Origin of the sequence: Ruania alkalisoli, from assembly GCF_014960965.1 — a bacterium.
Taxonomy (GTDB): Bacteria; Actinomycetota; Actinomycetes; order Actinomycetales; family Beutenbergiaceae; genus Ruania; species Ruania alkalisoli.
Window position 1 is genome coordinate 4063075 of sequence record NZ_CP063169.1, and the last position, 14087, is coordinate 4077161.

At 65.2% G+C, this 14087-nt stretch carries 11 protein-coding genes; 7 read left to right on the forward strand and 4 right to left on the reverse strand.

Annotated elements, in window-relative coordinates:
• Window positions 1–11: 11 nt before the first annotated feature.
• The 4 genes from IM660_RS18110 to IM660_RS18125 all read right to left on the reverse strand — a co-directional run bounded on the left by IM660_RS18110 (window position 12) and on the right by IM660_RS18125 (window position 5173).
• A complete protein-coding gene (locus IM660_RS18110; protein WP_193497158.1) occupies window positions 12–1874 on the reverse strand; it encodes a GDSL-type esterase/lipase family protein in 1863 nt (620 codons plus the stop codon).
• 56 nt (window positions 1875–1930) lie between these two features.
• A complete protein-coding gene (locus tag IM660_RS18115; protein ID WP_159618268.1) occupies window positions 1931–2830 on the reverse strand; it encodes a carbohydrate ABC transporter permease in 900 nt (299 codons plus the stop codon).
• Between the two features lie 2 nt (window positions 2831–2832).
• Window positions 2833–3735: a carbohydrate ABC transporter permease gene (locus tag IM660_RS18120; RefSeq protein ID WP_193497159.1), complete on the reverse strand. Its 903-nt coding sequence runs from the start codon at window positions 3733–3735 to the stop codon at window positions 2833–2835.
• A 79-nt stretch (window positions 3736–3814) separates the two neighbouring features.
• Entirely contained in the window at window positions 3815–5173 is a 1359-nt protein-coding gene (locus IM660_RS18125) for an ABC transporter substrate-binding protein (RefSeq protein ID WP_193497160.1), read from the reverse strand.
• Window positions 5174–5528: 355 nt separating this feature from the next.
• Between IM660_RS18125 and IM660_RS18130 the strand changes: the two genes are divergently transcribed.
• From IM660_RS18130 to IM660_RS18160, 7 genes are all read left to right on the forward strand, one after another.
• Entirely contained in the window at window positions 5529–6311 is a 783-nt protein-coding gene (locus IM660_RS18130; RefSeq protein WP_193497161.1) for a FadR/GntR family transcriptional regulator, read from the forward strand.
• Window positions 6312–6316: 5 nt separating this feature from the next.
• The gene (locus tag IM660_RS18135) at window positions 6317–7786 is read left to right on the forward strand and encodes a sulfatase family protein (RefSeq protein ID WP_193497162.1); all 1470 of its coding nucleotides are present in this window, start codon (window positions 6317–6319) and stop codon (window positions 7784–7786) included.
• 5 nt (window positions 7787–7791) lie between these two features.
• The gene (locus IM660_RS18140) at window positions 7792–8781 is read left to right on the forward strand and encodes an aldo/keto reductase (RefSeq protein ID WP_246465024.1); all 990 of its coding nucleotides are present in this window, start codon (window positions 7792–7794) and stop codon (window positions 8779–8781) included.
• 210 nt (window positions 8782–8991) lie between these two features.
• Complete coding sequence (locus IM660_RS18145) at window positions 8992–11070, forward strand: type 1 glutamine amidotransferase family protein (protein ID WP_193497164.1); 2079 nt, start codon at window positions 8992–8994, stop codon at window positions 11068–11070.
• Between the two features lie 145 nt (window positions 11071–11215).
• Complete coding sequence (locus IM660_RS18150; RefSeq protein ID WP_193497165.1) at window positions 11216–11962, forward strand: SDR family NAD(P)-dependent oxidoreductase; 747 nt, start codon at window positions 11216–11218, stop codon at window positions 11960–11962.
• A gap of 270 nt (window positions 11963–12232) precedes the next feature.
• Complete coding sequence (locus IM660_RS18155; RefSeq protein ID WP_193497166.1) at window positions 12233–12520, forward strand: hypothetical protein; 288 nt, start codon at window positions 12233–12235, stop codon at window positions 12518–12520.
• A gap of 151 nt (window positions 12521–12671) precedes the next feature.
• Complete coding sequence (locus IM660_RS18160) at window positions 12672–13505, forward strand: NucA/NucB deoxyribonuclease domain-containing protein (protein WP_193497167.1); 834 nt, start codon at window positions 12672–12674, stop codon at window positions 13503–13505.
• The last annotated feature ends 582 nt before the right edge of the window (window positions 13506–14087 follow it).

The following is a 14087-nucleotide window of genomic DNA, read 5'->3' on the forward strand; positions in this document are numbered from 1 at the left end:
TCCTCCAGGTCTCAGATATCCACGACGCACAGTTGGGAGTAGCCGGTGGCATCGCTGGCGAACAGGATGCTGCGCGAGTCGTGGGACCAGACCGGGTGCAGGTGCGTGCCCCGGTGGGAGTGATCGGTGACGGCAACCTCAACCAGTTCGCGGACGGAGTGGTCGGCCGTGTCGACCAGGTTCAGCGTGGCCATGCCCTCGCTTGCGATGACGTGGTCGACCACGATCCATCGCCCATCCGGGGAGAAGGACGGGTGGCCGTGGCCACCGATCGCATCGGTGGCCAACTCGCGCTCACCGGTACGGGCATCGATCAGCACCAGGCTGTAGCCGGGTCGATCCCCGAATTCCGCATTGGCGAGCAGACGTCGCCCGTCCGGGTGCCAGCTGGGGTGGTTGCCGAACTCACCGAGCCTGCGCAAGTCGCTACCGTCAGCATTCACCGAATAGAGGTCCTTCACCCGCGGAAGCTCGGCGAACTTCGTGTCGTAGAACTTCTCGTTGGTGAACACGAACATCAATTGCTGACCGTCAGGCGACCACTTGGTGTGCTTGATGTACAGATGCCAGTCCGCGATCTCGGCACGCCTCGGATGGATGTCCAATGCGTCCTGGACCGTGGCGAGGGTCCGCTCCTCAACATCGGTGAAAGAGCGGATGACGACGCCGCTCGTGGCCTTGGTGCGCCGGACGGTCTCGTCGTCGTGGCGGGCGCGATCGGTGAAGTAGACGAGCTCATCGTGACCGGGGCGCATCATCCGCAGATCACCCGGGAGCGAATCGACGCCGCCGGTCGCCATATCGACCGTAGCAACCAGCGGGCCACGCTCGTCGACGTCGCGGAAGTACAGCCGCGCGCCGTCCGCTGACCACTGCGGCATCGCACCATCGTTGGCCGTCATAGCCGCCGATCTGGCCACCACTGTCAGATCCGATCCGTCCGGCCTCATGACACAGATCTCGCCATCACTGCTGCCACGGTGACGGCTGAAGGCGATCCGCCCGTCCGTACGCGACCACGGTGGCAGGTCGTAGTACCCGTGTACCGAGTGCGCCCGGCCGTGAGTTAGTTGCCGGATCGTCGATCCGGTGATCGAGTCGACAGTCCGTGTGCCGCCGGTAACAGGTCCTGTGGCATCAGCCGTGGAGTCCGCGGTAGCCATCACACCGTCAACGATGGCGTCGGCCACGTACTCGGCAATAGTCCGGGAGCCGAGGAAGGAGGAGTGACTGTCATCCCGCAGGCCGTCGGGGAACTGGGTGCTGGGTGCGCGGTGGGTGAAGTACTCGACCGACCCCTCCGGTCCTAGCCGTTCGTAGAGAGCATGGGTCATCGCGTGCAGGTCGATGAGTGACAGGGACCGTTCCGTGGCCAGCTCGCGGACCACCTGCGGGTACCGCCCGTGTGTGTCGGTCAGCGTCGCGCCGTCCCACACGCGCCGCGCTACCGGCGTGCACAGGATCGGCGTGGCCCCGGCCGCCTCGACCTCGTCGACAAAGCACCCGAGATTGGAGCGGTACTGACCGTCGGCAGCCAGGTGCTCATGTTTGGCATCGTTGTGGCCGAACTGGATGAGCACGATGTCGTCGATGTGCACCAGGCGCAGGAGCTCACCCCACAGACCGCTCTCCCGGAACGACTCCGTGCTGGCACCCCCCTGTGCGAGATTGCACACCGGGACAGTGAGCGGTGGCAGCCCTCGCTCCACACGGCGACAGGTCACGAGAGTGTTGAGCTCGGCTCCGAGGTGACTTCCCCACCCAAACGACGGCTTCTCGTGGATAGGGCGTGAGGCGACGGTGGAGTCACCCGCCAGGTACACGGTCGGGCCCCCGGTTCGGCGGGGCCGCAGTCCATGGTCGGTCTTCTCCATCGCTTCCTCTCTGACGGTTCGAACAAACTGATCCTCAGACTCACGCAGCGAGGCGGTCATCCCTTGAGCGCCCCACCCATGATGGTGGCGCCCCGCAGAACGATCCGCTGGGCGAAGATCAGGACCAGCAGGACCGGCAGCATGGTCAGCAACGTGGCAAGGACTACCTCGGGGATACCGATATCGGACTGCACGATGGAGTTCGGATTGAGTTCGGGTGCCACCGAGGCCAGGAGCGCGAGCCCGACCGGCAACGGGAAGTCATCACTCGAGAGCATGATGTACGGCAGCAGGAACTCGCCCCAGTTCCGGGTGAAGGAGAAGAAGGTCACCAACGCGGCGATCGGTGCCGCAAGCGGCATCGCCACCTTCAGGAAGACCTTCCACTCGCTGCATCCGTCGATCCGGGCCGCGTCATAGACATCGCGACCGATCGTGCTGGAGAAGTAGATAAAGGTCAGGTAGAGCCCGAGCGGGAAAACCGCCCCTGGAAGAATGACGGCCCACCTGGTTCCAACCAGTCCTAGCGCCACCATCTCCAGGAACTGCGGCAGCACGAGCGCACCGCCGGGCAGCAGAATCAGACCGAGGGTGGCCATGAGGATCGGCTTGCGCATCCGGAAGGTGCACGCGCCGAGCGCATACCCAGCGGGAACGGTCGCCACGAGCGTCAGCACCATCTGCGCGCCCGTCAGGATCACGGTGTTCCCCAACCACCGGTACAAGACGCCGTCGTTGAACTCGGCCAGGTGCTCCCACGACTCCCCGACCCGCGCGAAGGAACCGAAAGCGAAGGGGTGCTCGGTCGCCAGTGCGGCACCTGATTTCGTTGCCGCCAGGACCAGCCAGAGCATCGGCAGGATCGCGAATGCTGCCCAGAGCAGCAGGCCGATCCAGGCGAATGTGCGGGCCGCCGACGCAGACAGGATCGTGCGATCGATTCGCATATCACGCATATCTAGACCTCCACCCGGAACATCCCGGTCTTCTTCACCACGAGCACGGCCCCGCCCAGGCCGAGCAGGAGCAGCTGGATCGACAACGCCGCTGACGCTGGGAAGTTGCCGTACTGGTAGGCGAACGTGTAGGCCAGTTGCAGCGGCGAGAAGTTGGTCCCCACCGCACCGTTCGTCACCGCTGACATCAGCTGCGGCTCGGCGAACAACTGCGTGGACGCGGCCACGCTCGTGATCAGCAGGTACGCGACCCACTTGCGCAGCAGGGGCAACTTGATGTGCCACACCATCTGCCAGGCGTTAGCACCGTCAATGGATGCCGCTTCCTCAACCTCCTGGGGGACAGATGAGAGCGCAGCGAACATCAGCAAGATGCCCTGCCCCGAAGTCCACACGGCAATGATCGCGAACAGCACCGCGAGACTCGCCGGATTGCCCGGCCGGACGACATCGTAGAACTGCTCCATCCCCAGCGACTCGAGCAACCCGCCGATCGGCGAGACACGCGGGGTCAACAGGAACAGCCAGAGCAGCACGGCGGCGACACCGATCACCGAGTGAGGCAGGTAGTAGATCACCCGGAAGGTCGAAGCCACACCGGGTCTGCGGCCGTGCAGGAGCAGGGCCAGCCCGATCGAGATCACCAACGTCGGTACCAGGAACACCAGGGCGTACACGCCGAGGTTCTTGAACGTCGCCACATACCGGAAATCGGTGGCCACGGTGATGAAATTGCCGAAGCCGGCGAACCCGCCTTCGGGCCGGACGAAGGCGAGGTAGACCGCATACACTGCCGGCAGGAACGCGAAGGCGACGAAGAGCAGCACGTACAGGCTGGACAGCACATACCCGGCGGTTGCCTGTCCACGCGTCACGGACCGGCCCGAAGGCCGGTCGGTGGGCACCGACCGGCTCCGCGGGGGGCGTATCGCAGTGGGAGCACTCATGCGCTCACGCCTGGGTAGCGGTTGATCATCGCGGCGATCATCCTTCCTCGACGGTCCAGCCGGCCGCCTGCGCCTCGTTCACGATGAGCTCTTGCCACGCGGGGACCAGGTCGAAGATGGACTCACCCTGTCGCAGACCCGGTTCGACCGCTTGGGCGTAACTGGAGCGGATGGATCCAACGTTCAGCTCGTCCCAGTAGGGGGACAGTTGCGACTCCGACGCCTCGACAACGTCGCCCAGTTCCCCGTCTTCGACGTAGAACATGTCGGTGTGGTTCTCGATCCAGTTGTCCTGCGCGGGCCGGTAGGCGGGGAAGGTCGGCGTCTCAGGGGCCGTCTGATAGGGGCCGGTAGCCATCCAGGCCGCGAGTTCGGCGGCTGCCTCCAGGTGCTCGCTGTGCCGCGAGACGGCATAGGCAACACCGCCGCCGTAGTAGTTGTGCACCTCGTCCTCGTTCTCCCAGCGCAACGGAGGAGCGATACCCACGGACCCCTCGGGCCATTCGTAGGCGTTGATGAATCCGTACTGACCGCGGTGCAGCGGCTGAACCGACATCAGCAGATGGCGGTTCGATGCGTAGTCGGCGATAAACTCCGGGTCATTGGCCGACAGCGGCGAGAGTGCACCGGCGCTGAGCATGTTGTCGATCATCTCGAACACGCGGGTGCAGTTGGGGTCTTCCAGATCCACCTGCAATGTCCTGTCCCCGACGACCTGCGCCATCGGGCACCGCGACACCGGCAGGTACTGCATGGTGGCGATGTGGCCCATGATGTAGCCAGGGTGTTCCTCTGCGAGCTGCAGGCCGAGCGCCTCGAACTCTTCCCAGGTGGTCGGCAGTTCGTACCCGAACTCTTCCATCAGGTCCTTGTCATACCAGAGCACCAGGGGCGAGAGGTCGTTGTTGATGCAGTACAGCGCATCGCCGTCCGTGCAGAGATCCAGGATCGCCGGCGAGAACTCGCCGAGCATATCCTCCGGCACGTAGTGCGAGATGTCCGCGGAGTACTCGTATGGCGCGTCCGCGAAGGCCGCCATCTGCTGGGTCTTCACCACGATCATGTCCGGCCAGCCTTCACCGGCTTGGTTGGCCAACTGGAGCCGCGACTCGATGTCATCGGGCAGCGTCTCGATCTGGAGATCCACCTCCGGGTTCTCCTCCTGGTACATCTCGAAACCGACCTGCCGGTTCGGGTCGGTCCAGATGACCAGTTCGGCGGGCCCTTCCGCTTGCGATGCCGTCTCGGTGGCGGGATCCTCCGTACCTTCGCCCTGGCCTGGGACACATGCGGCCAGAGCCAGTGCTGCGCCGATACCGAGCACGGCCCAGGGCCTTCCCCGGCGACGTTCCGTTGTGTGATCGAACCGTCCGGTCCGCGTTCTCCCTGCAGCCATCTCTCGCTCCTTCGGTGCGTGCTGTGCAGCGTCCTCATCGACTTCAGCGACCGTCGCGCGCAATGACTTGAAGCACCATTGCGGGCCGCGAATGAATACCAACCATATTGAGATCTGTCGGACCGGTCAACCAGCATGTATGCACTTCATTGCTCAATAGTCGCTTCACCAGGCGGTCAGCAACGCAGGCTGCCGATCGACCGGACCGACTCTCCAGCGGTGCCGTTGAGCAGTCAATTGCTCACCCAAGGGTTCCCCACGACCGACAGATACTGGTTCGCATCACGCCGACCGATCGGGCTAGCGATCAGCCAACGAGCCATGTATAGTTACCATCTACTTGCTAGGAGGCGACGTGGAGAAGAACACCAAGAAGGCTGGCGCGTCGAACAAGGGAAGCCGCGCACAGACCTACCGGCCGGGCTACGAGATCGCGGCCGAGCGGATCCTCGCCCTGATCGACCGTGAGGGACACGCCCCGGGCGACCGACTCCCCACCGAGAAGGACCTCGCCTCCCGCCTCGAGGTGAGCCACACCGTGGCACGCGAGGCGATCAAGCTGCTCTCGGCCCGCGGTCAGGTAGTCACGCGCAAGGGGGCCGGCATTTTCGTCGCCAACCCCACCACCACCCTCACTCCGGGCACATGGGAACCGCTGCTGCTGCAGAACCTCGACCACGTCGAGATGCTCTACGAGGCGCGGCGGACACTCGAGGTCGAGGCAGCTGCGCAAGCGGCGAAACGCTCCAACCCTTTAGAGCTCAAGCAGATCCGGGATGCTGCCCAGGCCACGGTCGACGCGGCCGCCGAGGGAGCGTTCGACGCCTACATCGCAGCCGACGAGCAGCTCCATCTGGCGATCGCGCAGGGCTCGCACAACATGTTCTTCTGCTCACTCATCGAGAACCTCTCGGCGCTGAAGCGGCGAGTCATGACGGTCGGCTTCGAAGGTGAGGCCGGCGACGTGATCCGTCGTGGCGCGGGCGAGCATGCACGCATCGCCGCAGCCATATCGGATGGTGACGCCGAGGAGGCCGGCGCAGCGATGGGCCACCACGTCGACATGGCACTGGATCAGTACCGGCAGCAAGTACAGAAGAGGCTCCTGCACGAGCCGCGTGAACCCAACGGAGAGTGAGCACCGTGTCGTCGAAGCGTCCGAACCTCCTCTATATCCTGTCCGATCAGCATGCAGCGTCGGTCATGGGATGCAGTGGAGACCCTGTCGCCCGCACACCCCACCTGGATCGGTTAGCGGACCGCGGCGTGCGCCTGACGAACCTGTACTGCCCGTCTCCGATCTGCACCCCCTCCCGTATGGCACTGCTCACCGGACGCGAGCCCCACGAGAACCAGGTCTGGACGAACGAGAACATCCTCAGCGGCGCCCACGCCACCTGGCCGCATGCCCTGGGAGCTGCCGGATACCGCCCCGAGCTCATCGGTCGCCTCCACTCCCGCGGCCGCGATCAATTGCTCGGCTACGCCGCACGCGCAGTCGGTGACCACTCACCCAATCATCCTGGTGGACCCGAACCTGTGCGAGGAAGTCTGCACGGAACGAATGACCCGCTTCGCGTGAGCCTCAGCAAGACCGGGGCAGGATCCAACCCATACGAGTTCCACGACGAGGACGTCACTGAGCACGCGGTGACGAGGCTGGACGAGATCGGGAGGGCACGGGCCGACGGCGACAGCACCCCGTTCGCCCTCTCCATCGGACTCATGCTTCCGCACCAGCCCTATGTGGCCAATCGGGAGGACTACGACCTATTCGACGGTGCGGTTCCCCCGCCTCGGAACCCGTCCACCTCAACGCATCCGTATCACACCGCATGGCGAGCGGAGACGGGGATCGACGACGTCACCGACAACGAGTCCAACCGCGCCAGAACCGCGTACTACGCGTTGGTGTATCGCATGGACGCCATGATCGGGCGGATCCTCGACGCGCTTGACCGGAATGACTTGGCTAGCAACACCCTCGTCATCTATCTCTCGGACCACGGAGACCACCTAGGCGAGCACGGACTCTGGTGGAAGCAGACGTTCTTCGAAGAGTCCGTCCGGATTCCTGGCATCGTGTCCTGGCCGGGGCACCTTCCAGCCGGCACGACCTGCGAGCGAGTGGCGTCCGGAACGGACCTGACGGCCACTCTCGTGGACGCCGCGGGTGCACCCGCCCTGCCGAACAGTTCCGCACGTTCCATGCTCCCGATCCTGACCGAGGGTACGGCCAGTTCCGGCGAGTGGGAGGACCGCGCGTTCTCCGAGTACGTGACCGCGAGCGGCCGCACCCACCGGATGCTCCGGCGCGACCGCTGGAAGCTCTGTTACTACACGGATCAGCCGGAGCAGCTGTTCGACCTGGAGGCGGACCCTCACGAGCAGGTCGATCTCGGCCAGCACCCCGACTACGCTGCGGTCGTCGACGAGTTGCGTACCGACCTGCTCCGCGACTGGGACCCCGAGATCGTCCAGGGTGCCTGTACGGAGAAGGCACGCGATCTCGAGGTGCTCCGTGCCTGGGCTGAACGAGTCGAGCCTCCTGAGCAGCATCGATGGCTCATGGAGGAGAGCATGAGCCGGCTGGATCAGCCACAACCAGCGTGACGCCCGTGGAGCGGACGTCCCTGTTCAGCGACTCGGTGACTGCGCCCGGTCAGTTTCCGCTCTCACTCGGTTGCGCCCAGCTGGGCAATCTCCATCGACCGCTGAGCAATGAGGATGCCGTATCGATCGTCGAATCGGCGTGGGAGCACGGTCTCCGATACTTCGACACGGCACCCCACTACGGGCTCGGCCTGTCGGAGCGACGGCTCGGGCAGGCTCTGCGCGGGCGACCGCGTGACACCTTCATCGTATCGACGAAGGTCGGACGGCTGCTGGAATCGCGTTCGGTTGACGGCACGCCCAACCGTGATCGCCTCCACCATGTACCCGCCACACACGAACGCGTCTGGGATTTCAGCCGGGACGGTGTGCGGCGCTCGCTCGAGGAGAGCCTCGAGCGACTCGGGACGGATCGCGTGGACGTCGTGTACCTCCACGACCCGGATGACCACGCCGCGGAAGCCCTCGATGACGCCTACCCGGCGCTGGAAGAGCTCCGCGCTCAAGGAGTGGTGCGCGCCATCGGGGCAGGCATGAACCAGTCGGCACTGCTCACCCGGTTCGTCCGCGAGACGGACGTCGATGTCGTCATGATCGCCGGTCGCTTGACCCTGCTGGACAGCTCGGCCGCCGACGACCTGGTGCCGGCGTGCTCCGAACGCGGCGTCGGCGTCGCAGCGGCAGGCGTGTTCAACTCAGGAGTCCTCGCCACGCTCGGCTCAGGTGAGCCCGTGACCTACGACTACGCGCCCGCACCCGATGCCGTGCTCCACCGAGCGCGGCGTATCCAGCACCTTTGCCATTCCTATGGCACGGATCTTGCGACCGTCGCGCTCCAGTTCCCGCTCAGGTTCGGGCCGGTCGAGACCATCACGGTGGGTTGCGACAGCGCGGAGCAGGTCGCACGGAACGTCACAGCGGCGCAGGCCCCAATCCCTGAGGGCCTCTGGGAAGCGATCAACCAGCTGATCGATTGCCAACTATACACTCGATAGTGGATCTTAGATGCCATTCATTCTTGCCAGATGCGCTCCACCATGGCAGAGTGACACAGTCAGCGCCGACAGTGTCAGACATCTTCGTCGAAGATAAATACCATCAATGATCGTCGGGCATCGTTCCGTCGAGCAGGAGCCAGCGCGGCCCACTCACGCTCCCGTGGGTCCAGAGGCAGATGCTCCCCGCAACAAGGAGGTTCAGCGAGCATGACCACGAACACACCGATCAACCGTGCGACGGACTCACCCACCGGACCCGCTAGGCGTACCGTTCTCGGCCTTGGCGCCGCCACGGCCGGTTGGTTCCTCGTGCCGACACCTGCGCTCGCAGCACCGAGCACAGGCACGCCACCGCACGCCTTGTCGAGCAACGGAGGCGGGCGCGAGGTCCCACACTGGTACGACGCGAACCGTGTCCAGGGACACACGCGCCTGATGATCGACCGATACCACGACACGCCCCAGTTCTCCGATGCCGCCGAGCGATTCCAGCAGCTCGGGGCCGGTGCCTTCACCCGACACGCCAAGTTCGGCGACGAGCAGCCCTGGTGGCCCACGGCACTCCCGCTCGGACCCGACGGCAACCCGCTCTCGGACCACGACCGGATCATCAGGGGCGTCGAGGTCGAGGCGGGACGCAACATCCCGCAGGAGTACATCGACTACGCACACAGCCTAGGCATGCGCGTTATCGCCTACTACTGGCACATGTCGGAAGCCTGGTATCGAGACAATGAACCCTCCTATATCTGCCGTACGCCCGACGGCGATCCGATTGAACACGGGAGAGGTACCCACCTCGACATCACCGGCCCATACGGCGACGTCGTGGTCACCCGGCTCCGCGAACTGGCCGCCATGGGGGTGGATGGCTTCTTCTTCGATGAGAACCATCTGCCGCCCTCAGGCTCCTGGGGTTCGGCACTGGAAGAGGCTTGGGAGGCAGAGACGGGCACTGCCGCTCCTGTTCCGGCGGGCGCCTCCGGAGCCCTGCCCACGTGGCCACCTGCAACGTGGAACGATGCGTCGTACCTTGCATACCTCGACTTCCGGGCACGTCGGATCGAAGACACATTCCAGTCGTGGATGGACGACGTCAAGGCCGACTATCCGGAGGTCGTTTTCATCATCAGCACCACGGAAATCGCCGGTATGACTCGCCGCGGCATGACGACCCGGCTAGCCAGGATTGCTGACTCTGCGAAGAACGAGTTCGACACCTCGTGGAAGCACAACTACAGCTACCGGGTCTTCCTCGACTATCCCGATCTCCTTCAACCGGCGAACCATGTGCGCCAAGCCCTGAGCTTCTCACTGATGCGGGATTCCTCTGACGGTCGCCCGCCGCTCATCTGGGTGACGGGCCTACCGAATGCGGACCACGCGGAGGGCTTCGCCAGCTCAGTCCTCACCTTCGGAGGCGTCGCGAGCATGGACACCGACGAAGGAACGACGCTGGTCGGTCAGGACCCGCCGCCGTGGCCTGACGGCCTCAAGACCCCGATCGCGGGCCTCGAGGCAGCGTTCGAGCTTGGGAACGCCGTCTCTCCACGCCTCGCCGGAACGCGACCGGTCCGCTGGGCGGCCGTGCACTACAGCGAACGGATCCGCAACGCACGGGAGGGAGACTTCCGCGCTGCGTGGGAAGAGGTAATCTGGCCGACGATCGGTGTGTACCAGACCGTGACAGAGGACGGACTGCCCATCGGGATCGTGAACGACCACCAGCTCGCTGAGAACGAACTGGACGGGTATCAGGTACTCATCCTGCCGAACCCCACCGAGCTCACGGGTGCAGAACAAGCGGCGGTGGACGACTTCACTGCCGGTGGGGGCGCGGTCATCGCGATGGACCCGTCGTGGGAATGGAGCACCGAGGCCGGCAACCCACTCGCCGCCGCATCGCTACGCAGCGCGCTCGCGCCCCACACCAGCTCGGCGACCGTTCAGGTCGTCGGCGGTCCGGCCGGACGGTACGGCATCGCCTACCAACGCCAGGGGCACACCTACACAGTAGCCATCACCAACGACTTCAGCTGGGTCCAAGATTCCGCCTACGCCAAGCGTTGGGAAGGCGAGATCAACCCTGCAGCCCCACCCGCCGAAGGCGTCTCGGTCCATCTGCGCGACATGCCGAACGTGAACGCGCTTGTAGCGACGGACGCCGTCAGCGGCGAGGATCTCGACGTGGTAGCAACCGCGGACGGTGTGCGGGTGGACGTCCCCGCCTTCGATCGGATGGCCTGCATCGTGGTCTCCTGCGGGAACACGAACCAGCCGTCGTGACCTCCTGAGCCGGCCGGCCGGGCAATCCTCAGCAGGCAGGGGATGCCCGGCCGGCCGCCTCGTTTCGTCCTGCTCGTCCTGGGGTACCGTCGTGTCCTGCCCACCGGCGCAACCATCCCCGCCGTCGACAGGAAACCGGCACACCGTGACCTCACCCCCCGCGGAAGCACCCGTCGTCGTCATCACCGGCGGCTCGGCCGGGATCGGCCGGGCGGTGGGTGAACGCCTGCACCGGGCCGGGCACCAGGTGGTGAGCCTGTCCCGTCAGGCCACCGACCCCGAGTCGGGCTGGGTGCCGGACGTCCAGCACGAGGTGGATGTGGCCGATTCTGACGGCGTCGCTCAGGTCGCAGCGCAGGTGCTGTCCGAGCAGGGCCGGGTGGATGCCTTGGTCACGTGCGCCGGGACCGTCACCCGAGGCGACCTCATCGAGACCTCAGCCGACCAGGCGGGGCGGCAGATCGCCGTCAATCTGCTCGGGACGATGAACGCCTGCCGGGCCTTCGCCCCGGCACTGCGGGCCCCTCGGGGCGCCATCGTCACCCTGAGCTCCTCGATCGCGGCCAACCCGCAGGCGTCGGTGAGCGCGTACGCGGCCGCGAAGGGCGGGGTGGAGTCCTTCAGCCGCGCGCTGGCGCTGGAGCTGGCGCCGGTGCGGGTGAACGTGGTGCGCCCCTCGCTCGTGGACACCGGCATCTGGGTCAGCGGCGGCCTTGATCCCGACGCCTACGACACCCTCATCGCCACCCGCGGCTCGGAGTACCCCCTCGGCCGGGTGGGCCGGGCAGAGGACGTGGCGGCCGCCGTCGCGTTCCTGCTCTCCGAGGACGCCGCCTGGATCACCGGCACCGTACTGCCGGTGGACGGCGGCGCCGACCTGATCGGCCGCTAGTCCACGCCGGGCAGGTCGTGGTTGTTGGGTCCAGGCGGACGGGGCGATCTGAGCGCGGCAGCGGTCTTGCCACCGGCGACCTCAGCCTGGATGCGCGAAACGAGCCATCGCCAGGACGGTCGACGCGCCTGCTTCATTTGTTCACCAAAGAGCCTTGAGGCGCAACCGAATCCTCAGCTAACTTGTGGGTGTGTGATGTAGGCCACCCACTCGGGGGTGACCGTTCATTCGGGGGAGGAACTCATGAGTCACACACGTCAACAATCGCGGATGGTCGCGACACTCGCCCTCATTTCAGCTCTGATGCTTCCTGCGTCATCTGCGGGAGCAGTTTCGTCGACCGAGGCCGGGTTACCGGAGGATGAGTCTGCGGTCTGGGTTGAGCCGGTACTGAACGACGTTCTGGACGACGTTCGTCTCCGGGCGGACGAGGTCGGCGAGGAGTGCGCCGAACAAGACGATGGACAGACCGAGGTTTGCGTCAGCATCGAGAACGCGCGCGATGTCCAGCTCGCTCCAGTGCCGGATGAAGCCGGTGGTCTAGCCGCCCGAGGATGAGCTGGGAGTGGTTACTCCGCAAGCGATCGTGCCGATCCCACAGTGGTGCCTAGACGCTGGCGTCACAGATGGCTGGATGGTCACACGCACGGAGGGCTGCGGAATCTTCACGGGTGAACTGGTTGTCAGGCAGGTATCGTCCACGGGGGCTGTGACCGTGATCGGAACGATGAACTTCCTGATGTACCGCCTGATTTACGTCTCCACTAGTGCGGTGCTGTGGGGCAACCAGATCGAGGTATCGCCCACCATCATTACCGGCGCCGCAGCCGGCACGGTCATCTCCGGCACCCCAGCGTGCTCTGGGGTGTGCGCGTTGAGCAGTTCCGTGTTCCCCCCTCAGACGCCAGGTGTGGGTGGTAGCGCCAACGGCGAGTCATACTACACCACGGCCACTACGAGTGGCGGGGCTGCGTTTGCCTATGCGGGGTGGACCCTGTCCTTCAAACCTCCGAACGTGACGACGCCAGCCACGTTGAACACGACAAACGGCCTGGCGGTCCGCTGTGATAATGCCGTTCCCGGCCGGGGCCCGGGATGCGTGGTACCGCATGTGACCGGCCGCATCACCTACTCGCAGGCGGTGTACCCGACCTTTGGTGCGCATCTGAGCGCGGCACAAGCGTCAGGACTTCCCGGTGCGACGGTCCCTCTTCATCGCCTCACTGACAGTGCGCTTCAGGCTGCCAACCGGACCGAGTCGTGCAAGACGGGTGCCGTGATTCCGCGGCCGTCTGGGATGAGCTGTGACGAGTACCCGTTCGCGTCCAGTTACGAGGGTGCTTTCACTGGTGGCGGCAGCGGTCGGACATTCGCTGGCTGCAGCGTGACCTACTACCCGACTGGAGTGACCGGGCCAACGGGGTTCAGCATCTGCATGATCAACGCCACCGAGAACTCCTCCGCCGGAAGCCAGCTCAACTCGGTTCTGTACTCTCCGTACAGGATCATCGACGGCGACCCCTTCTACGTATCTGTCGCCTAGCCGCCTCGGCAGCTGGGAAGGAGGACCGTGGTGTACCACGCGAACGCGCACTCTCACCGCCTTGACCTCGACGGCGCCGTTCGGTGGCACGATCTCCCTCCCAACTCCGGGCCAGGAGGTGGCCTCTTCGGCCACCTCCTGGCCGCGTTCCCTGGCCTATCGCCGGGGTTGTTCACCAGCGTGTGGGGTGGTCCGGTGGCGATCACCCTCGAGGCACACGGCACACGCCCAAACTTGCCATCTGGCAGATTCGACATCTGCGTTGAGACCAGCGTACTGGTCAACGAAGCACACTTCGCAGTACGAGGGATGGAGGACCCTCCCTCCCTCACAATCGAGCACGGTCTAAAGCTTCCAGGCGGCTGGATGCGTATGCGCGTGTACGGTGCAGGGCGTGAGGAGGCCTACGACGAGATGGTAGCTACGGCGGTCGAGAGCTACCTCCTTCAGGTGTGGCCCGAACAAGTCTCACCCACACGAAACCTGACTACCGGCGAGCTGGTCGATCACCCCGGGCCACCGACGCCACAGCAGTCCGAACCTAGCGTTCGGGTCGAGTTCGTCCCCGATGACTCCCCAGCC

Bases quoted from the DNA above. Each gene is read 5' to 3' on its own strand.
- IM660_RS18110 (WP_193497158.1), bottom strand. From the start codon at position 1,874: ATGGAGAAGACCGACCATGGACTGCGGCCCCGCCGAACCGGGGGCCCG.
- IM660_RS18115 (WP_159618268.1), bottom strand. From the start codon at position 2,830: ATGCGTGATATGCGAATCGATCGCACGATCCTGTCTGCGTCGGCGGCC.
- IM660_RS18125 (WP_193497160.1), bottom strand. From the start codon at position 5,173: ATGGCTGCAGGGAGAACGCGGACCGGACGGTTCGATCACACAACGGAA.
- IM660_RS18145 (WP_193497164.1), top strand. From the start codon at position 8,992: ATGACCACGAACACACCGATCAACCGTGCGACGGACTCACCCACCGGA.
- IM660_RS18155 (WP_193497166.1), top strand. From the start codon at position 12,233: ATGGTCGCGACACTCGCCCTCATTTCAGCTCTGATGCTTCCTGCGTCA.